At 69.0% G+C, this 19207-nt stretch carries 18 protein-coding genes; 2 read left to right on the forward strand and 16 right to left on the reverse strand.

Annotated features, from left to right (window positions below; all coding sequences use genetic code 11):
- Position 1: 1 nt before the first annotated feature.
- Complete coding sequence (locus LuPra_RS18535) at positions 2–1999, forward strand: N-acetylmuramoyl-L-alanine amidase (RefSeq protein WP_110172122.1); 1998 nt, start codon at positions 2–4, stop codon at positions 1997–1999.
- Between the two features lie 156 nt (positions 2000–2155).
- Here the strand turns inward: LuPra_RS18535 and LuPra_RS18540 are convergent, their stop codons facing one another.
- Together LuPra_RS18540 and LuPra_RS18545 are read right to left on the reverse strand one after the other, a co-directional pair.
- Positions 2156–2593 (reverse strand): hypothetical protein, encoded by a 438-nt coding sequence (locus LuPra_RS18540; protein ID WP_110172123.1) that lies wholly within the window; start codon positions 2591–2593, stop codon positions 2156–2158.
- 2 nt (positions 2594–2595) lie between these two features.
- Entirely contained in the window at positions 2596–4107 is a 1512-nt protein-coding gene (locus tag LuPra_RS18545) for a leucyl aminopeptidase (RefSeq protein ID WP_157899375.1), read from the reverse strand.
- 93 nt (positions 4108–4200) lie between these two features.
- On the opposite strand from LuPra_RS18545, the gene LuPra_RS18550 reads away from it, so the two are divergent.
- The gene (locus LuPra_RS18550) at positions 4201–4659 is read left to right on the forward strand and encodes a hypothetical protein (protein WP_157899376.1); all 459 of its coding nucleotides are present in this window, start codon (positions 4201–4203) and stop codon (positions 4657–4659) included.
- A gap of 32 nt (positions 4660–4691) precedes the next feature.
- Here LuPra_RS18550 and LuPra_RS18555 read toward each other — a convergent pair whose 3' ends face one another.
- The 14 genes from LuPra_RS18555 to LuPra_RS18625 all read right to left on the reverse strand — a co-directional run bounded on the left by LuPra_RS18555 (position 4692) and on the right by LuPra_RS18625 (position 18838).
- A complete protein-coding gene (locus LuPra_RS18555; protein WP_110172126.1) occupies positions 4692–5882 on the reverse strand; it encodes an acetyl-CoA C-acetyltransferase in 1191 nt (396 codons plus the stop codon).
- Positions 5882–6559: a 3-oxoacid CoA-transferase subunit B gene (locus tag LuPra_RS18560; protein ID WP_110172127.1), complete on the reverse strand. Its 678-nt coding sequence runs from the start codon at positions 6557–6559 to the stop codon at positions 5882–5884. The genes LuPra_RS18555 and LuPra_RS18560 overlap by 1 nt, the downstream gene beginning before the upstream one ends.
- A gap of 34 nt (positions 6560–6593) precedes the next feature.
- Complete coding sequence (locus LuPra_RS18565) at positions 6594–7286, reverse strand: CoA transferase subunit A (protein WP_110172128.1); 693 nt, start codon at positions 7284–7286, stop codon at positions 6594–6596.
- 423 nt (positions 7287–7709) lie between these two features.
- Complete coding sequence (locus LuPra_RS18575) at positions 7710–9113, reverse strand: prephenate dehydrogenase/arogenate dehydrogenase family protein (RefSeq protein WP_157899377.1); 1404 nt, start codon at positions 9111–9113, stop codon at positions 7710–7712.
- Entirely contained in the window at positions 9110–10159 is a 1050-nt protein-coding gene (aroF, locus tag LuPra_RS18580) for a 3-deoxy-7-phosphoheptulonate synthase (RefSeq protein WP_110172131.1), read from the reverse strand. The genes LuPra_RS18575 and aroF overlap by 4 nt, the downstream gene beginning before the upstream one ends.
- A gap of 90 nt (positions 10160–10249) precedes the next feature.
- Positions 10250–10570, reverse strand: a complete 321-nt coding sequence (gene pheA, locus LuPra_RS18585) for a chorismate mutase (RefSeq protein ID WP_234800459.1) — start codon at positions 10568–10570, stop codon at positions 10250–10252.
- Positions 10567–11367, reverse strand: coding sequence for a tryptophan synthase subunit alpha (trpA, locus tag LuPra_RS18590; RefSeq protein ID WP_110172133.1), 801 nt, complete (start codon positions 11365–11367; stop codon positions 10567–10569). Before trpA ends, pheA begins: the two co-directional genes overlap by 4 nt.
- Complete coding sequence (gene trpB / locus LuPra_RS18595; protein ID WP_110172134.1) at positions 11364–12593, reverse strand: tryptophan synthase subunit beta; 1230 nt, start codon at positions 12591–12593, stop codon at positions 11364–11366. The genes trpA and trpB overlap by 4 nt, the downstream gene beginning before the upstream one ends.
- A 64-nt stretch (positions 12594–12657) precedes the next feature.
- Positions 12658–13287 carry a phosphoribosylanthranilate isomerase gene (locus LuPra_RS18600; RefSeq protein ID WP_110172135.1) on the reverse strand — a complete coding sequence of 210 codons (630 nt, stop codon included), beginning with the start codon at positions 13285–13287 and terminating at the stop codon, positions 12658–12660.
- Positions 13284–14264 carry an indole-3-glycerol phosphate synthase TrpC gene (locus LuPra_RS18605; RefSeq protein WP_110172136.1) on the reverse strand — a complete coding sequence of 327 codons (981 nt, stop codon included), beginning with the start codon at positions 14262–14264 and terminating at the stop codon, positions 13284–13286. Before LuPra_RS18605 ends, LuPra_RS18600 begins: the two co-directional genes overlap by 4 nt.
- Positions 14261–15286, reverse strand: a complete 1026-nt coding sequence (trpD, locus tag LuPra_RS18610) for an anthranilate phosphoribosyltransferase (RefSeq protein ID WP_110172137.1) — start codon at positions 15284–15286, stop codon at positions 14261–14263. The genes LuPra_RS18605 and trpD overlap by 4 nt, the downstream gene beginning before the upstream one ends.
- Positions 15283–15852 carry an anthranilate synthase component II gene (locus tag LuPra_RS18615; protein WP_110172138.1) on the reverse strand — a complete coding sequence of 190 codons (570 nt, stop codon included), beginning with the start codon at positions 15850–15852 and terminating at the stop codon, positions 15283–15285. The genes trpD and LuPra_RS18615 overlap by 4 nt, the downstream gene beginning before the upstream one ends.
- Before the next feature lie 2 nt (positions 15853–15854).
- Entirely contained in the window at positions 15855–17369 is a 1515-nt protein-coding gene (gene trpE, locus LuPra_RS18620) for an anthranilate synthase component I (protein WP_234800460.1), read from the reverse strand.
- Entirely contained in the window at positions 17357–18838 is a 1482-nt protein-coding gene (locus LuPra_RS18625; RefSeq protein ID WP_110172139.1) for a type I 3-dehydroquinate dehydratase, read from the reverse strand. The genes trpE and LuPra_RS18625 overlap by 13 nt, the downstream gene beginning before the upstream one ends.
- Positions 18839–19207 lie beyond the last annotated feature (369 nt).

A 19207-nucleotide genomic window follows, 5' to 3' on the forward strand; every position in this document is an offset into this window, starting at 1 on the left:
TATGCGACGCAGCTTACGCATCATCGCCGCGGCGACGCTCGGCCTGGCCATCTGTGGGCCGGTGGACGCCACGCAGAAGAAGAAGCCGGGTTCCACGAAGACGGAACCTGCGGCAACGTCTCGGACCGCGAGCACTGCCAGGAGCGCCTACGATCGGACGCTGGCGCGCGAGCGCACGCTGCGCGTGTCGCGCCGTCAGGCGCCACTTTCGCAGATGCGGGCCGTGATCGAGGCCTACGAGGCAATCGCCCGCAGGTGGCCCACGAGCGGGTACGCCGACAACGCCCTCTGGAACGGCGCCAACCTGGCCTACGACGCCAACATTTCCTACGGCGCCAGGCAGGAGCGCGACCGCGCGATGGAGATGCTGCGCTGGCTGGTGAAGGAGTACCCGTCGAGTTCGCTCGCGCGCGACGCCCAGACGCGCCTGCGCAAGATCTCGGCGGCGGCGCCAAAGACGACCAAGGCAGACGCCGGCACGCGAAGCGCACGGGCCGAGCGCGCCGCGCCTTCCCCCGCCGCCACCGAACTCGCCAAGGCCAACATCCGGACCGCCGAGGCGGAGCCGACGGCGGCCGATGACGCGACCGTGGACGAAAGCCCCGCGGTCTCGTCTGCCGCGGCCACCGCGGCAAGTCGTACGTCCACCACTCCCCCACCGGCGCCCAAGCCCGTGCCGGCGATGCCGAACGTCCCGACACGGCCGGCCGTCGCCGGCAAGGTCGTGGTGCGGGACGTGAAGCGCGTCGTCCTGCCGGAAGTGGTACGTGTCACGATCGAACTCGACGGCGAGGTCGCCTATCACGAGGAAGCGCTCCAGAATCCGTCACGCCTGTTCTTCGATCTCACCGGCGCCAGCCTCGCATCCGCGATCGAGGAAGGCGTCAGGACCTTCACGGACGGCGACATCGTGCGCGAGATTCGCATCGGCACACATCCCGGCGGTGTCGCGCGCGTGGTGATTGATACCCGCGGCGTCGCCAGGCACAGCCTGTTCACGCTCTACAACCCCTACCGGCTCGTGCTCGACATGTATCGTGAGCCCGGCGCACTGACGCAGAAGGGGCCGACGTCTGCTCCAACGGCCGTCGCCTCCGGGCCGCGCCCCGCCGGTAGCGACACGCTCGTGCCGAAGAACACGATGCCGGCGCGCCCGCTCCCGCCACCCGCGCCAGTCGCCGAGACGACGCGTGCGACAGACGCGCCAATAGGGTCCGCGCCTGCGGGCCCGAATGTCGCCGCGGTGCCGACGGCACCCGAATCCAACAGCTCCGGCAACTACTCACTCGCCCGTCAGCTGGGCCTCGGTGTCTCGCGCATCGTCATCGACGCCGGCCACGGCGGCCACGACACGGGCGCGCTCGGCGACGGCATCCGCGAAGCCGAACTCGTGCTCGACGTCGCCCTGCGCGTGGAGAAATTGCTGAAACAGGAGGCGGGCATCGATGTCGTGATGACGCGTCGGACCGACGAGTTCATCGAACTCGAGGAACGGACGCGGATCGCCAACCGGCAGAACGCCGACATGTTCCTCTCGATTCACGCCAATTCCAGCCGGAAGAAGACGGCGCAGGGCGTGGAGACGTTCATCCTCAACTTCGCCAACACGAGTGACGCCGAGGAAGTGGCGGCGCGCGAGAACGCCATCGCCAAGGGCTCGATGCGACAGCTCCCCGACATCGTCAAGGCGATTACGCTGAACAACAAGGCCGACGAGTCGCGCGACCTCGCGGAGATCGTCCAGGGCAACCTCGTGTCGCGGCTGCGCAAGAGCGAGAGCGAGTTGCCCGATCGCGGCATCAAGCAGGCCCCGCTCGTGGTGCTCATCGGGGCGTCCATGCCGAGTGTGCTGGCCGAGATCGGCTTCGTGAGCACGCCCGACGAGGGCGGGCGCCTGAAGACCGCGAAGTATCGGCAGGAGATCGCGGAAGCGCTCCGCGATGCGGTGATCCGCTACCAGCGATCGCTCAAGGGCAATACCACGACCGCCTCCAGGTAGGGACGCCTCTCCGAGGCGTCCATGACCTCTCCGAGGCGTCCATGACCTCTCCGAGGCGTCCATGACCTCTCCGAGGCGTCCATGACCTCTTTGGGGCGTCCATGACCTTTCCGCGACGTCGCCGGCCAGCCATGGACCGCTCCGAGAAGCGGGTCCCTACCTCTCCGTAAGCGAGATGTGCTGCTCGGCGTCCTTCTCCGGACCGCCCCATCCGAGGCGGTGCTTCACCAGCACGAGGACACCGCCGAGCACGGCCCCGAGCATCACCGACGCGAGCACGGCGATGAAGACGATGCCGATGGAGCCCATCAGGACGTCGGCCACGCCCTTGGCCGGGGTGATCGGCCCGACCTCCACGCGTGTGCCTGCCGGCGCGTCCTTCTGGATCGACATCAGGGGCACCTGCTGCGGCGGCACACCAGGCGCACGCAGGATACCCGTGCCCGCGGGAGGGCCGGAAGGCATCGCCGGCTGAGTCGCGGGATTGTCCTTCGTCGCGTCGCGAGGAGTCGGTGGGGCCGGCGGCGGCGCATCCGACTTCGGCTGTGCGGGAGCCTGCGATCCGCCTTCGCCAAGGCTAGGGCGGACGGACATCGTCAGCCCCAGCTCGCCGACGACCGCGCGAGCTCGATCAGCGTACGAACGGCGACGCCAGTCGGGCCCTTCGGCTGGTACGGCTTCGGCTCGTCGGCCCACGCCGTGCCAGCGATGTCCAGATGCGCCCAGGAGGTGTCGCCGATGAAGGCCTTGAGGAACAGCGCAGCGCTGATGGCGCCACCATAGCGAGTGCCCGCCGCGTTCACCATGTCGGCGATGTCGCTCTTGAGCAGCTCCTTGTAGTCGTCGGTCATCGGCAGCGGCCACAGGAAGTCGCCACCACGCACGCTGGCCGCCTGCACCGTGTCGCGCCATGTGTCGGGCGAACCGAAGAGGCCGGACGCGACACGGCCGAGCGCCACGGCACATGCGCCCGTCAACGTCGCGATGTCCACCATGTGCGTCGCGCCCAGTTGCCTGGCGTACCACAAGGCATCGCCGAGGATGAGGCGTCCTTCGGCGTCGGTGTTGGTGATCTCGACGGTCAGTCCGCTCGCACCCGTGAGGATGTCACCTGGACGGAATGCCGCACCGCTCGGCATGTTCTCCACCGACGGGATGACGCCGATCACCTTGCCTGGTGCGCCGGTCCGGGCGATGGCGTGGAAGGCGCCGAGCACGGCGGCTCCTCCGCACATGTCGTACTTCATCTTGTCCATGTTGTCGGCAGGCTTGATCGAGATGCCGCCGGTGTCGAACGTGACCGCCTTGCCCACCAGCGCGAGCACCGGTCCTACGGAGGCCTCCGCCGGTTCGTAGGTCAGCACGATCATGCGTGGCGCGTGCACGCTGCCCTGGGCCACGCCGAGCAGCAGGCCCATGTGCTTCTCGCGCAGTTGGGCCTCGTCGAGCACGTCGACCTGCACGGGTGTCCCCACGAACAGGGCCTTCGCGCGATCGGCGAGCACAGCCGGCGTGAGGACGTTGGGCGGCTCGTGGGCAACGGCGCGCGCGACGTTGACGGCCTCGCCCAGCACCGATCCAAGCGCCACCGCATCAGCCAGGGACTCTGCTCCCCCGGTCGAGACGACGATGGCCCCTGACTGCAGATCGGCGAGCTTGCGATCGCGTGTCTTGTAGGCGTCGACGTGGAAGGCGGCGAGTGTCACGCCCTCGGCCAGCGCCCTGACAGTCGCTTCGCCTTGCAGCGGGCCATGCGCCACGATGGCCACCCGGCCCTGGCCCCGTGTGCGCGTGGCCAGGCCGGCCGCGGTTCCCAGCCGGCGCGCAACGTCGGCGGAGGCACTGCCAGCCGGCCCACCGCCGAGCAGCAACACCCTTCCAGCGGCCACCCCGTCAGCACGAAGCCAATGCTGCTCGTAGGGTTCGCCCTTCAGTTCCTGCGTGCCGCGCAACGCGACCATTCCCTGCGTCACGTCGTCTGGAAGATCGAGGGTGGCGGGGTCCGTGTCTGCAAAGACGGGAATCACCAACACATCCGCGTCGACCCTGGCGGTGGCTCCGACCACCAGACGCAGCGTGGGCGTGGTGAAGAACTCGTGCGACGGCATGACCACGAATTGTATACCGCGGGTCCGCGGGCCCGGGCACCGCAGCGGGTGCTACGATCCCGGGATATCGGCGGTTTCGAGCAAGGGACAGCGATGACTCGCATGTGGCGGACAGCAATCCTGGTGGGCGCGTGGAGCGTGGCAGCGGCCGCGCAGGCGCCCGTGCAGGAGAAGGACGGCAAGGCGCCGAAAGATGAGGCGCGCCCCGAAATCGGGCTCAAGGTTTCGCCGCTCATCGCGTTCTCGCCAGCCAAGATCGCTGTCCGCGCCGAGCTCAAGGGCGGCGCTCTCGACTATGAGCCCTTCTACTGCAACACCATCATCTGGGACTGGGACGACGGCACCACGTCGGAGAACACGCCCGACTGCCCGCCGTACGAACCGGGCCAGAGCCAGATCCGCCGCTACTACAGCAGCACGCACACCTACCAGACGGCGGGCCGCTACAACGTGCGCTTCCGGATGAAGAAGGGCGATCGCACGGTCGGTGGGAACGCCACGGTGGTCCAGGTGCGGCCGGGCATTCGAGACGCCTCCGAGCCGCCCCAGTAGGTCGCACCCCGTTCGGACGGCGTACCTCCGCCCTAGAGACGCTCCACCGCCATCGCGATCCCCATGCCGCCGCCGATGCACAGCGAGGCGATGCCACGGTGCGCGTCGCGTCGCTGCAGGGCGTGGAGCAACGTGACCAGGATGCGTGCGCCGCTCGCCCCGATGGGATGGCCGAGCGCGATGGCGCCGCCGCAGACATTGACCCGTTCGGGTCCGAGTCCGAGGTCGCGCATCACGGCCAGTCCCTGCACCGCGAACGCCTCGTTCAGTTCGTAGAGATCCACGTCCTTCTCGTCCCATCCCGCCTTCTCGAGCGTCTTGCGCACGGCGGGCACCGGGCCGAGTCCCATGACCATCGGCTCGACGCCGGCGGCGGCGAAGGCCACGATGCGAGCGAGCGGCCGCAGGCCGAGCGCCTCGGCGCGTGCCCCGTCGGCCACCACGAGTGCCGCGGCGCCATCGTTGATGCCGGAGGCGTTGCCTGCCGTGACCGAGCCGGTCTTGCTGAACGCCGGCCGGAGCGCCCCCAACGCATCGACGGTGGTGCCCGCGCGCGGGTACTCGTCGCGCGCGAACGTGACCGGGTCGCCCTTCTTCTGCGGAATCGGCACCGGGACGATCTCGGCGTCGAAATCGCCGGCCGCCATCGACGCCACGGCGCGACGCTGGCTCTCGGCCGCAAACGCGTCCTGTGCGGCTCGATCGATGCCGTATCGCCCGGCGATCTCCTCGGCCGTCATGCCCATGTGGCACGCGCCCAGGGCACAGGTCAGGCCGTCCGCGATCATGCTGTCGGTGATCTCGGCGTGGCCCATGCGAAGTCCCCATCGCGCCTGCCTGAGCAGGTAGGGCGCGTTGCTCATCGACTCGGTGCCGCCGGCAACGACCAACGTCGCATCGCCGGCGCGAATCGCCTGGGCGGCGCTGGCCACGGCCTGCAGTCCCGAACCGCAGACGCGATTGATCGTCATCGCCGGCACTTCGTCGGGACATCCAGCCGTGCGTGCCGCCTGTCGCGCCACGTTCATGCCCGCGCCCGCCTGCAGTACGCACCCCATCAGCACATCGTCGACGGCGCCAGCCGGCACGCCTGCGCGAGCGAGTGCTTCGCGAATCACGACGGCGCCGAGGTCCGCAGCCGACAGGTCCTTGAGTGCGCCGCCAAAGCTGCCGATGGCCGTGCGACATGCCGAGAGGATCACCGCCGTGTTCGCTGAGGACATCAGAAGCGCTCCAGGGGATCGGCGACACTGAACGCGGCGCTCGTCACCGCGCGGACCGCGTCGAGCGTGGTGTCCTCGGCGAGTTCACGCAGCACGAGTCCGTGGGGCGTCACGTCGATCACCGCGAGCTCGGTGACGATGCGATGCACGACGCGCAAGCCGGTGAACGGCAGCGTGCATCGCGGCACGATCTTCGGCTGCCCGTCCCGCGTGGCGTGTTCCATCGCGATGATGACGCGCTTGGCTCCGGCGACGAGATCCATCGCCCCGCCCATGCCCTTCACCATCTTGCCTGGCACCATCCAGTTGGCGAGGTTGCCCTGCTCGTCCACTTCGAGCGCGCCCAGCACCGTGAGGTCGATGTGTCCGCCACGGACCATCGCGAACGACTCGGCGCCGTTGAAGAACGCCGCGCCCGGCAGCGCCGTCACGGTCTCCTTGCCGGCGTTGATCAGGTCGGCATCGACTTCGTCTTCCCGTGGGTACGGGCCCACACCGAGCAGCCCGTTTTCCGAGTGCAGGACGATGTCAATCCCCGGCGGGACGTGGTTGGCCACGAGCGTCGGCAGGCCGATGCCCAGGTTCACGTAATCGCCGTCCTTCAACTCGGCCGCCACGCGGCCGATGATGCGTTCGCGTTTGTCCATGAGTCCCGCTTCGCTGACGGCCTTCGTCATTGGGCCTTCGGCCGTCGGTTCCCTTCATGAGGCATCAGGTCATGACGATGCGTTTTTCGATCCGCTTCTCGTATGGCCCGCCGATGAGAACGTGCGCGACGAAGATGCCGGGCGTGACCACGCTGTCGGCGTCGATGTCGCCTGGCCGCACGAGATGCTCGACCTCCGCGATCGTCACGCGCGCGGCGGTCGCCATGACGGGGTTGAAGTTACGAGCGGTGCGACGATAGACCAGGTTGCCGTGGGTGTCGCCGGTGTGTGCCTTCACGAGTGCGAAGTCGGCGCGCAGCGGTGCCTCGAGCACGTAGTGCACGCCGCCGATCTCGCGTGTTTCCTTGCCGTCGGCGACAATCGTGCCGTACCCGGTCGGGGTGAAGAAACCGCCGATGCCGGCGCCGCCGGCGCGGATCCGTTCCGCGAATGTTCCCTGGGGAATCAGTTCGACCTCGAGCTCCTTCGTGAGGTATTGCCGCTCGAATTCCTTGTTCTCGCCAACGTAGGTCGCGATCATCTTGCGCACCTGCCGGGTCCGAAGCAGCACGCCGATGCCGAAGTCGTCGACGCCCGCGTTGTTGGATATGACGGTCAGGTCGCGCGTACCACGGCGATGGAGCGCGGCGATCAGTGACTCGGGAATACCGCAGAGCCCGAAGCCGCCCATCATGACCGTGGCGCCATCGGGGATGAGGGCGACGGCCGCGTCTGCACTCGCGATCTGCTTGTCCATGCTTATCGAAGTATAGGCTTCGCGAGATGGGTACCGGGTACCGGGTACCGGATGGCAGGACGGAGGATCGAGGACGGAGGACGGAGGACGGAGGACGGAGGACGGAGGATGGAGGACGGAGGATGGAGGATGGAGGATGGAGGATGGAGGATGGAGGATGGAGGATGGAGGACAGCGTACGGGAGGTAGGCCGCTCTCCGAGCCCGGCCCGCTCCCGTCGACCTGACTTGTCCGCCGTAGCCTTTGGCGAAGGTGGAATGTCGACGGCTACGCAAGGCTGAGACAATGCGGCCTCGAGGTGCGTGTCGAGCAAGCTCGACACCTACACTTCTCGAGGTACCGGCCGCCCCGGCCGCCCGCCCTTCGTTCGGCGCTCGGCGCTCTCGGCGACTCCCGACTCCCGATTCCCGATTCCCGATTCCCCTACAGCTCCCGATCGACCGGGATCTTCGCGTCGTATTGCTCCTCGCGATACGGCACGAAGCCCACGCGCTGGTAGTTCCGGATGGCCGCCGGATGATCGAGCGAACAGGTGTGCAGCCAGACGCGATTCGGGCCACTGGCCCACGCTTGCTGCGCTGCTACCGTGAGCAACGCCGGCCCGAGCCGCTGACCGATGAATTCGGGCAACAGGCCGAAGTAGCCGATCTCGACCTCGTGTGCGGTGCGATGCAACTCGAAGTATCCGGCAGGCGTACCGGCCACCGACAGCAGCCAGATCTCGACACCGCCCGACGCGAGGTGTTCCGCGACGCGCGCGTCGTTCCAGTCCCACCGATCGAGCCAGTGCCAGGGACGCCCGACTTCCCGGTACAGGTAGCGATAGAGCGACCCGGGCACGATGTCGAGTCGCTGGACGACAGTGCCGACGTCGGGAAACGCGAAAGGCACGACCTGCGACGACGACCGCATCTCGAGGAACGTGCGCGTCGCCGGCCGATGCAGCAGGCGCGATGCGGACCGCGGCGGACGCTGGCCATCGAAGGCGGATCGCCAGCGACGCCCTTCCTGCAGCAACGGCTGAATCGGCGCGGCGTCTCCAGACAACATCGAGGGCGTCGGCAGCATCGTCCGCAACGTGTCGAGCGCCTGGCCGACGTGCGCGGCGTTGGTGGCAAGGATGTCGAGCCAGAGCGCGGGTGCGCTGCCTGCAAGTCGCGTCGTGTCGGCGAGCCCCGGGCCCGCGAACTGCAGCCCATCGCTCGTGACCGCCTTGCCCGCAACGGCCATCAACGTGCTGCTGACGATCTGGGGCAGATGACTCACGTAAGCCATCACGTGGTCGTGCTCGTCGGCGCCCATCACGACGGGCCGCGCGCCGATGCCGACGACGAGTTGGGTCAGCCGGGCCAGTGCGGCCCCGACCACCGCGGCGGGCACACGGCCGTCGGTGTCCGGCGTCAGGATCCAGGGGCGACCGACGAACAGGCCGGGATCGGCATATGCAAAACCGCTGTGCGTGCTCCCGGCCATCGGATGGCCGCCGACGAACGCGAGCGCCGGATGCCGCCGCGCGTGGGCGACCATCGCGCCCTTGGTGCTGCCAAGGTCGGTCACGACGGTGTGGGCGCCGACGTACGGCGCGAGCGCATCGAGCAACCGCAGGTTCTCCAACACGGGGGCACCGAGCACGACGAGATCCGTCGTTTCCGCCGCCGCCGGTGACGACACCAGCGTGAAGTGATCCTTCACCCGCGGATCGGCGGCCGGATCGAGTACCGTGATCGTGACCTCGGGCCACACTGTGCGGATTCCCAGGCCGAGCGATCCGCCGATGAGGCCACAGCCCACCAGCAGGACCCGCTCGAAGGGCGCCGGCTCGTTCACTGGCCCCAACCGCGCCGCGCCACCGGTTCCTGGCAGATGCTGCGGCCGATGGCCGGCGCGATGATGCGCAACTCCGCCATCAGTCGCTCGAACTGCCCCGGGTACATCGACTGCGCACCGTCGCTCATCGCGTTGTCGGGGTCGCAGTGCACTTCGATCAACAGGCCGTCGGCGCCGGCCGCGACGGCGGCGCGCGCCATTGGCGCCACCTTGTCCCGGCGACCGGTGCCATGGCTCGGGTCGACGACGATCGGCAGGTGACTCAGCTTCTTCACGACCGGGATCGCGGAGATGTCGAGCGTGTTACGGGTGTAGCTCTCGAAGGTCCGGATGCCGCGCTCGCAGAGGATGACGTCCGTGTTGCCGCCGGCCAGCACGTACTCGGCCGAGAGCAGCCATTCCTCGATGGTCGCCGAGATGCCGCGTTTGAGCAGCACCGGCTTGCGGACCTTGCCGAGTTCACGCAGCAGCGTGAAGTTCTGCATGTTGCGCGCGCCGACCTGGTAGATGTCCACGTAGCCGTCCATCAACGCGATCTGGTTCGCGTCCATGACCTCGGAGACGAGCTTGAGATTGTGCGCGTCGGCCCCGGTTCGGAGCATCTTCAGGCCCTCTTCGCCAAGCCCCTGGAAGCTGTACGGCGAACTGCGCGGCTTGAACGCGCCGCCGCGCAGCACCTTCGCTCCGGCCCGCCGCACCGCCGCGGCCGTGCTCAGGACCTGCGCCTCGTTCTCGGCCGAGCACGGGCCGGCCATCACGATGACCTCGTCGCCACCGATCCGGAGATCGCCGATGGTGATGACGGTGTCCTCGCTGCGGAACGTGCGGCTCGCCAGCTTGTAGGGCTCGGTGATTCGCATCACCTCGTGCACCCCGTCGAGCACCTCGAGCAGGCGCGGGTCGTGCTTGCCCTCGCCGCCGACGGCGCCGATGACCGTCCGGAGCGATCCGGTGGAGCGGTGCACATCGAAGCCCATTTGCACCAGTTGGGCCACCACGCGCTGGATCTGTTCCTCGCTCGCGCGTTCCTCCATCACCACAACCATGTCACTGCTCGCTTTCGTATCCAGATCGGCGCGTTCGGAGAACGCGCCCTACCTTCACGCGGTACCCGGTTCCCGGTACCCGGTACCCGGTCACGTGTCCGTTTCCGCTTCTGTCCTGCCCGCGTCGTGCGCCTTCTGCACCTCGCGCTCGAGGCGGCGCGCCTCGTCGATGATCCGTTCGAACAACCGCATCACGGCGCCACCGTCGAGCGGCCCGCCATTGACCCGCCGCACGTGCTCGAGCACGTCGCGCTCGCGACCGGGCTGGTAGATCGGCATGCCCGTTTCGCGCTTGATCTCACCGATCCGCAGCGCGCATCCGGCCCGCTCGTTGAGCAGGACGACGATCTGCTCGTCGAGCGCGTCGATGCGCTCGCGCAGTTCCCGCATCCGCCAGTCCGGGTCGGTCATGCCGACGCTCCCTCGCGCAGCCAGCGCACGAACCCCCTGACCTCGTCGGCCAGCGCGGGCGACTGCCCGTACCTTGCGACCTGCGCCACGAGCGCGCTGCCCACCACGGCCGCATCGGCATACTTGCCGACGTCGCGGATGTGCTCGGGCCGCGACAGGCCGAACCCCAGCGCGATGGGCAGTGTCGCGTCCTGGCGCAGGCGGTCCACGAGCGCTCGCGCGTCTCCAGCCACCTGGTCGCGGGCGCCCGTCACGCCGAGCCGCGAGATCGCGTACAGGAAGCCCTTCCCCAGGTCGTTCGCCTTGCGCACCCGCGCCCCTGTCGTCGTCGGGCTCACCAGGAAGATGGGCGCCAGCCCGCGGCCCACCAGGACGTCGCGCGTCGGCCCCGCTTCCTCGAGCGGCAGGTCCAGCAACAGCACGCCGTCGACGCCGACCTCCGCCGCGCGGGCGGCGAACGCCTCGACACCAAAGCGCACCACGGGGTTCGCGTAACTGAACAACACCAGCGGTGCGGCGACGTCCTTCCGGAGGTCCCCTACCAGATCGAGGACGCCTCGCAGCGTCGCGCCGGCTCGCAGCGCGCGCTCCGACGATCGCTGGATCTCGGGACCGTCGGCCAACGGGTCCGAGAACGGCACGCCGATCTCGATCACGTCGGCTCCGCCCTCGTCGATGGCGCGAATCACGTCGGCCGAACGCTCCAGGGTCGGATCCCCTCCGGACACGAACGCCACGAGCCCCGTGCGCCGCTCCGCCTTCATGCTGGCGAACGCCCCTTCGAGCGGTGTGCTCATGCCTGATCTCCGAGCAGTTCCTGGATGCTCTGCACGTCCTTGTCACCTCGTCCCGACAGATTCACCAGGACCAGGCCGTCCGTGCCCACCTCGCGTGCGACCTGCTCCACCGCCGCGATCGCATGTGCCGATTCGAGCGCGGGCAGGATGCCCTCGAGCCGCCCCAGCCTCGCGAAGGCCGCAAGCGCTTCGGGGTCGGTGGCATACCGGTACTCCGCCCGACCCTGCTGCAGCAGGTCGGCATGCTCGGGGCCGACGGCCGCATAGTCGAGTCCCGCCGACACCGAATGCGTAAGCTCGATGTTGCCATTGGCATCCTGCAGGACGAACGTCCGCGTGCCCTGGAGCACTCCCGGGGTGCCGCCGGCGAACCTCGCCGCGTGCCTGCCGCCCTCGATGCCCTCGCCGCCGGCCTCGACGCCAATCAATCGCACACCGCGATCGGCCACGAACGCGTCGAAGAGGCCCATGGCGTTGCTGCCTCCGCCGACACACGCCAACGCGACATCGGGCAGCCGTCCGTAGGCCGCCAGGCACTGCACGCGCGCTTCCTCACCGATGACCGACTGGAACTCGCGCACCATAACCGGGTACGGGTGGGGGCCGAGTGCCGACCCGAGCAAGTAGTAGGTGTCCTGGACGGTCGCGACCCAGTCGCGCATCGCCTCGTTGATCGCATCCTTGAGCGTTCGTGATCCCGAATCGACGCCGCGCACCTCCGCCCCGAGCATGCGCATGCGGAACACGTTGAGCGCCTGCCGCGCCATGTCGTCCACACCCATGTAGACGACGCACTGCATGCCGAGCAGCGCGCAGACAGTCGCGGTCGCGACGCCGTGCTGCCCCGCGCCGGTCTCGGCGACGATGCGCGACTTGCCCATGCGCCGGGCGAGCAACGCCTGGCCGAGGGCGTTGTTGATCTTGTGCGCGCCGGTGTGCGCAAGGTCTTCACGCTTGAGCAGGATCGTGGCTCCACCGCACGCCTCCGAGAGCCGCCGCGCCTCGTAGAGCGGCGTCGGCCGCCCGACGAACTGTCGCAGCAACTGCTCGAATTCGGCGATGAACGCCTCGTCCTGCCGCACGGCGAAATACGCCTCGGTGAGCGCCTCCATCGGAGCCACCAGCGTCTCGGGCACGAACCGTCCGCCGTACTCGCCGAAGTACCCGCGGGCGTCCGGGTCGCGACGCCCGAATACGGGCCGTCCCGTCCGTTCCTGCGCTGCCATCGTCATCGTCTGTTCCCTGCGTCCCTGTGGGCCGGCCTCGGAGAGCCGGCCCTTCCCTCAGTCGTCATTGTTTCCGTGCCCGCGCGGCATCGGCCGCACGCACTGCCTGCACGAAGGCCCGCACGCGGGCCGCATCCTTGACGCCAGGCGCCTGCTCGACGCCCGAGGCCACATCGACGCCCCAGGGCGCCACCAGCGTGACTGCCTCGCCGACGTTTTCGGGCCTGAGTCCGCCAGCCAGCACCAACGGTCGCGTCGCCGCGATCTCGCGCGCCGCATCCCAGTCCGTCGTGCGTCCCGTGCCACCGATCGTCACCGGGTCATGCGCATCGACGAGGATGGCGGCTCGGGCGGACCTCCACGGACTGGTCGCGTACCGTTCGATCGACAATGCCTTGAGGACCGGACGCGGAAACCGCGCCCACTCCGCGACCGCCTCGTCGCCGTGCAGTTGCACGCCGGAGAGGCCGACGGCATCGGCCACGGTGCGAACGCGATCCGGTGTCTCGTTCACGAACACGCCGACGGTCGATACCAACGGCGGCAGTGCGCGGGTAATCGCCTGCGCTTGCTCGACGCCCACGGCCCTCTTGCTGCCGGTCCAGAAGATCAGCCCGATGGCGTCGGCGCCCGCCTCGACAGCCATCAGCGCATCCTCCACGCTGGTCATCCCGCAGATCTTGATGCGGGTCACGCTTGCGCCTCGAGGGCCGCGCGCGCGTCGCCGATCACCGACGCGAGTGCTTCTCCCGGGTTGGCCTCGGTCATGAAGCGTTCGCCGATGAGGAACGCGCCATATCCAGTTGCGTACAGCGACGCGAGATCCGCACCGGTTCGCAAGCCGCTTTCGGCCACACGCACACGCGCCGGCGCGATGATCGGCGCCACGCGATATGCGGTGTCGATCGATACCTCGAGTGTCTTGAGGTTGCGGTTGTTGACGCCGACGATGGTGGCGCCGGCGTCCATGGCACGATGCGCTTCGTTCTCGTCGTGGACTTCGGTCAGCACATCGATGCCCACCTGCGACGCGAACGCCAGCAGGCGCACGAGAGCCGGTTGATCGAGGGCCGCCACGATCAGGAGCACCGCGGATGCGCCCGCGAGCACGGCCTCGGCGATCTGGTACTCGTCGACGGTGAAATCCTTGCGCAGCAACGGCACGTCCGGATGCGCCGCATGGACGGCCACCAGGTGATCCAGTGCGCCATCGAAGAAGCCGGGCTCGGTCAGGATCGAGATGGCGGCGGCGCCTGCCGTCGCGTACTGACCAGCAATCGCCACCGCGTCGTAGTGTGGGCGCAACACGCCCTTCGAGGGCGATCGACGCTTGCATTCGGCGATGACGCGGATGCCTGGCTGCATCAACGACGCCATGAAGGTGCGCGCTGCGCCAGCGCGGCCCGCGTTGGCCGGGCGGCCGCCTTCGCCAGGGCTTCGGCGCGACTCCGTCGGAGAGCCGGCCCTACCTTCGGCGGGGCTCGGGACGGTAGGGCCCGTTCTCCGAACGCGGCCAGACGGCTCAGCCTGGATCGCAGAACCGGTCCCCCTGCCGACAGCGATCGCGCGTTCGAGGTCCGCGAGGCTTCGCCGCTCGCGCGCCACTTCGACCCGCTTCCGTGCGGCCGCGATGATCGAGTCGAGCACGGACGGCACCACGGGCACGCTCACGCGTCCACCTCCGGGCCATGCGACACGCGCACGAGATGCGCCAGGACCTGCGACGCGCGGCCACTGTCGATGGCCTCGGCGGCCATCGTCACGCCGTGCTGCACCGTGGGGACTCGACCCGCGACGAGGAGCCCGGCGCCGGCGTTGAGCAGCACCACGTCGCGCACCGGGCCGGCTTCTCCATCCAGCACCGCGCGCGCGACCTTCGCGTTGTGCACCGCATCACCGCCGCGGAGATCCTCCAGCGAGGCCTTGGCCAGGCCAAACGTCGACGGGTGCACGAAGAACGTGCGCAGCAGGCCATCGCGGCACTCGGACACCTTCGTGTAGCCGGTCGTGGAGAGTTCGTCGAGGCCATCGGCGGCATGCACGACCCACACGTGCGCGGACCCCAGCAGGCCCAGCGACCGCGCCACCAGCTCGGTGAGTTCGGGTCGGGGTACCCCGACCAGCTGTCGCGTGGTGCCGGCCGGATTGGTCAGCGGACCGAGGAGGTTGAAGGCCGTCCGCACGCCGAGTTCGCGACGCACGGGCGCGGCGTGGCGCATCGAGGGATGGAACGTCGGCGCGAACAGGAACGCGAGGCCCACCTCCTCGAGGCAGCGCGCGACCACCTCCGGCGTGGCGGCCACGTTGACGCCGAGCGCCTCGAAGACGTCGGCACTGCCGCTGCGGCTCGAAACCGATCGGTTGCCGTGCTTGGCGACGCGAACGCCGCACGCGGCGACGACCACCGCGGCCATCGAGGACACGTTCACCGTGCCGAGGTTGTCGCCGCCGGTGCCGCACGTGTCGAACACATCGGTGAACGACCGCGGCAAGGGCACCGCCGCCTCGCGCATGGCCCGCGCGAGCCCCACCAATTCCTCCGGGCGTTCGCCTTTCGAGCGCAGCGCCATCAACAGCCCGGCAATCTGGGCCGGAGTCACCTCGCCGCGCATGATCGCCGCCATCGCGTTGGCGGCCTCGTCGGTCGTCAACGCGTCGTGCCGCTGCAGTTTCTCGAGCAGCGGCGCAATCATCGGATCTCCAGGAAGTTTCGCAGCAGGTGGTGTCCAGGGCCGGTCAGTACCGACTCCGGATGGAACTGCACGCCGTGCATCGGATACTCACGATGGCGCAACCCCATGATCGTCCCGTCGCCAACCGTGCGCGCCGTGATCTCCAGCGATTCGGGCAACGCGTCGGGCGACACCACGAGGCTGTGGTACCGCGCCGCCGTGAACCCCTGGGGAAGGTCGCGGAACACGCCCTGTCCATCGTGCTCGACATCCGAGGTCTTGCCGTGCATCAGCACGGTCGCATTGACGACGCGGCCGCCAAACGCGTAGCCCATCGCCTGGTGGCCAAGGCACACGCCGAGAATCGGCACCGACGGACCGAACCGGCGCAGCACCTCGACGGAGATGCCCGCGTCCTCGGGCCGGCCCGGGCCCGGCGAGATCACGATGTGCGACGGCGCAAGCGCCGCCACCTCGTCGAGCGTGATCTTGTCGTTGCGGTGCACCGCCACTTCCGCACCGAGTTCGCCGAGATACTGCGCGAGGTTGTAGGTGAACGAATCGTAGTTGTCGATCAACAGGAGCATGGCTACCCGGCGTGATGCCCCAGCGAATGGGCGAGTTCGAGCGCACGCAGCACCGCGCGCGCCTTGTTGAGACTTTCTTCGTACTCGGCGGCCGGATGGCTGTCGGCGACGATGCCGCCGCCGGCCTGCACGTAGGCAACACCGTCGCGCATCCACACGGTCCGGATGGCGATGCAGCAATCGAGGTTGCCGGCAAAGTCCACGTAGCCCACCGACCCGGCATAGACGCCACGCGGACGCCCCTCGAGCTCGGCGATGATCTCCATGGCGCGAATCTTCGGTGCGCCGGACACGGTCCCCGCGGGGAAGCACGACACGAGCGCATCGAGCCGGTCGGCATCATCGGCGAGCGTCCCGACGACACGCGAGACCAGGTGCATGACGTGCGAGTAGCGCTCGAGCGTCATGAACTGGGGCACCCGCACGGAGCCGTAGGCGCAGACGCGGCCGAGGTCGTTGCGGCCGAGGTCCACGAGCATGACGTGCTCGGAGCGTTCCTTCTCGTCGCGCTTCAGCTCCTCGCCGAGGCGAAGGTCCTCCTCGTGCGTCCTGCCGCGTGGCCGCGTGCCCGCGATCGGATGGGTCTCGGCCTGGCCGCCTTCGACCCGGACGAGCATCTCGGGCGACGAGCCGACGATCGACAGTTCGCCGACACGCGTGAAGTACATGTACGGCGACGGGTTCACGTGGCGCAGCGCGCGATAGACCGTGAACGGGTCGGCCTGGATGTCGACCTCGAAGCGTTGCGACAGCACCACCTGGTAGATGTCGCCCCTGGCGATGTACTCCTGTGCCGTGCGTACGTTGCGTTCGAAGTGCTCGCGGCTCGTGAGCGCCCGGACGGCAGGCGGCTCCGACCCGGGGGCACCGCCGGCAATCGGCTGCGCATGCGCCTGCTCGAGTTCCCGTTGCAGGAAGTCGAGCCGCGCGTTTGCGAACTGGTACAGCGACGCCAGGTCGTCGGACGGCGAGATGCGGGCGTTGGCGATCAGCAGGATCCGGTGCTTCACGTGGTCGAACGCGAGCACCGTGTCAAACAGCATGAACGCCGCCTCGTCGCGCGGGTCCTGCTGGCCCTCGTACTTCTTCCACACCTCCTGGAGGGCGGGCTCGAACCACGGCGCCGCGTCGTAGCCGAAGAACCCGACGGCACCGCCGGTGAATCGTGGCAGCCCGGGGACGAAGGGCGAGCGGTACTCGGCCATGATGCGACGCAGCGCCGCGACGAAGCCCTCGTCGAGCGCGGCGGTCTGGCCGCCCTGCTCGATCATCGCCTTGCCATCGCGCGCCCGCAGCACGAGGAACGGGTCCTTGCCGAGGAACGAGTAGCGCGCCACCTGCTCGCCGCCCTCGACGCTCTCGAACAGGAACGCGTAATCGGAATGTTCCGCGACGCGAAGGAAGGCCGACACGGGCGTGAGCAGGTCGGCCAGGAGTTCGCGGCACACCGGCACGAACGTCCCCCGGCGGGCGAGATCGACGAATTCGTCGAATGTGGTCTGGGTCATCGCGGACATGTGGTCTCCAGCACCAGTTGCGGCGCCTCGGCGTGGATGGCAGCGCGCATCGCCTCGACGGGAGGCTCGACGGGGAACCAGGTGGCGACCTGCACCGCCGCCTGGGCAATCAGCATCTCGAGACCACCGAGCGTCTCGCAGCCGGCCGCCGCCGCCTCGCGAAGCAGGCGCGTCCGGCCGGGGTTGTAAACCAGGTCGTAGACGAGCGCACCGGCGCCGAGCAATTCCGCGCCGAGCGGCGTCTCGTCGGCATGGGGTGCCGTGCCCACGGGCGTGGTGTTCACGAGCAAATCCCAGCTGCCCGGCGGCGGTGGCCACTCCCCCACCGTGGCGCCCAGCGGCACCAGCGACTCGGCCTGGCCGCGACGCCGGGCGTGAACGGTCACGCGAGCGCCTTCGGCATGCAGGCCGGCGACCACAGCGCGAGCGGCGCCACCGGCACCCAGCACCGACGCACGGGCCCTTGCAAGCGGGAGCCGCGCACGGAGCGGATGCAGGAAGCCCTCGACGTCGGTGTTGCGCGCGACCCAGCCGTCAGGCGTACGCGTGAGCGTGTTGGCCGCTCCGAGCCGACGCGCCACCGGATCGGCCGAGGACGCGCGCGCCAGCGCATCGAGCTTGAACGGGGCGGTGACGCTGAGGCCGCGCACGTCGAACGCCGCTGCCGTGGCCAGCAGGTCGTCGATGTCCTGTGCCTCGAACGGCAGGTAGACGCCGTCGACGCCGAGGGCACGCAGGGCAGCGTTGTGGAGCGTCGGCGACAGGGAATGACTGATCGGCCGTCCGGCCACGCCGAACACCTGCGTGCCGGTCGTGTGCTGCCCGACACGGTAGCGGGACCGCATCAGCTCCGGCGTCACCTGCCCGGGGGCGATGGCGGCGCCGGCGTAGGTCCAGCACGAGCCGACGTGACCGGCAAGGATGCGCGAGGGCAGGCCGGCAGCGCCCATGGCAATCAGCACCACTGGCGTGCCGGCGGCCGCGACGGCCGCGGCGGCGAGCTGCAGTTGGTCGGTCAACCGCGTGGGCGTCACCGCAAGCTTGACGATGGCGGGATGCCGGGCATTCATTGCGCGCACCAGGCCGGCGAGGTCGGCGGGCAGGCCCACGAAGTCATGACGCGAGAGCACCACCCGCCCGGGATGCGCCGCGATCACGGCGTCGGCGAAGTCGGCGTCCCATTCCACGTCGACAAACGCCGCCCCCATTGCCAGCGCGTCGCGGAGCCGCTGCTCCCGCGTCGCCTCGTCGCCGCTGAACAGCCCACCTTCACGCGTTGGCCGGAACGTCACGACAGCCCGCGCCGTGGCCTCACCGAGAACCTCCCCCAGCGGCAGCGGCGGCAACCGATCGAGGCGAAACTCCACGAGATCGGCCACCCGCAACGCCTCTGCCCGCGCCGCCGGCAATGCCTCGACGGTCAGGTCGGCCAGGGTGGCCACGAGTTTCACGGGGGTCGGGGTAGGCATGATCGGGAGTCGGGAGTCGGGAGTCGGGAGTCGGGTACAAACCTCAGGGCCTGCGGCCTGCCGCCTCCGGCCTACGGCTCAGGGCTTAAAGGCGTTTAGGCGTTAGGCGTTAGGCGTTAGGCGTTAGGCGTTAATGCGCGTTCGGCGTTCGGCGTTCAGCGTTCGTCAGGAAAAACAAAAGCGCCCCGTCGGCAGGTGGCCGAAGGGGCGCCAGGAACTCGTTTCGAGTCGGTACTGGTCAGTGTGCGGCTAGACCGCCGCCCCCTCGGCTGTGGACCGATACCACCACCAATAGCGCGCCGAAAACGGCGCGCGGTCGATGGCAGGTCCAGAGACGAAGGAGAAGGCGGCAAGAACCCGCATGTGCAC

Source organism: Luteitalea pratensis, assembly GCF_001618865.1.
Classification (GTDB): domain Bacteria; phylum Acidobacteriota; class Vicinamibacteria; order Vicinamibacterales; family Vicinamibacteraceae; genus Luteitalea; species Luteitalea pratensis.

What these genes read in the sequence shown, in the direction of transcription:
- LuPra_RS18535 (WP_110172122.1), top strand. Translation starts at nt 2, where the DNA reads ATGCGACGCAGCTTACGCATCATCGCCGCGGCGACGCTCGGCCTGGCC.
- LuPra_RS18540 (WP_110172123.1), bottom strand. Translation starts at nt 2,593, where the DNA reads ATGTCCGTCCGCCCTAGCCTTGGCGAAGGCGGATCGCAGGCTCCCGCA.
- LuPra_RS18545 (WP_157899375.1), bottom strand. Translation starts at nt 4,107, where the DNA reads ATGCCGTCGCACGAGTTCTTCACCACGCCCACGCTGCGTCTGGTGGTC.
- LuPra_RS18550 (WP_157899376.1), top strand. Translation starts at nt 4,201, where the DNA reads ATGACTCGCATGTGGCGGACAGCAATCCTGGTGGGCGCGTGGAGCGTG.
- LuPra_RS18555 (WP_110172126.1), bottom strand. Translation starts at nt 5,882, where the DNA reads ATGTCCTCAGCGAACACGGCGGTGATCCTCTCGGCATGTCGCACGGCC.
- LuPra_RS18560 (WP_110172127.1), bottom strand. Translation starts at nt 6,559, where the DNA reads ATGACGAAGGCCGTCAGCGAAGCGGGACTCATGGACAAACGCGAACGC.
- LuPra_RS18565 (WP_110172128.1), bottom strand. Translation starts at nt 7,286, where the DNA reads ATGGACAAGCAGATCGCGAGTGCAGACGCGGCCGTCGCCCTCATCCCC.
- aroF (WP_110172131.1), bottom strand. Translation starts at nt 10,159, where the DNA reads ATGGTTGTGGTGATGGAGGAACGCGCGAGCGAGGAACAGATCCAGCGC.
- pheA (WP_234800459.1), bottom strand. Translation starts at nt 10,570, where the DNA reads ATGACCGACCCGGACTGGCGGATGCGGGAACTGCGCGAGCGCATCGAC.
- trpA (WP_110172133.1), bottom strand. Translation starts at nt 11,367, where the DNA reads ATGAGCACACCGCTCGAAGGGGCGTTCGCCAGCATGAAGGCGGAGCGG.
- trpB (WP_110172134.1), bottom strand. Translation starts at nt 12,593, where the DNA reads ATGGCAGCGCAGGAACGGACGGGACGGCCCGTATTCGGGCGTCGCGAC.
- trpD (WP_110172137.1), bottom strand. Translation starts at nt 15,286, where the DNA reads ATGATTGCGCCGCTGCTCGAGAAACTGCAGCGGCACGACGCGTTGACG.
- LuPra_RS18615 (WP_110172138.1), bottom strand. Translation starts at nt 15,852, where the DNA reads ATGCTCCTGTTGATCGACAACTACGATTCGTTCACCTACAACCTCGCG.
- trpE (WP_234800460.1), bottom strand. Translation starts at nt 17,369, where the DNA reads ATGTCCGCGATGACCCAGACCACATTCGACGAATTCGTCGATCTCGCC.
- LuPra_RS18625 (WP_110172139.1), bottom strand. Translation starts at nt 18,838, where the DNA reads ATGCCTACCCCGACCCCCGTGAAACTCGTGGCCACCCTGGCCGACCTG.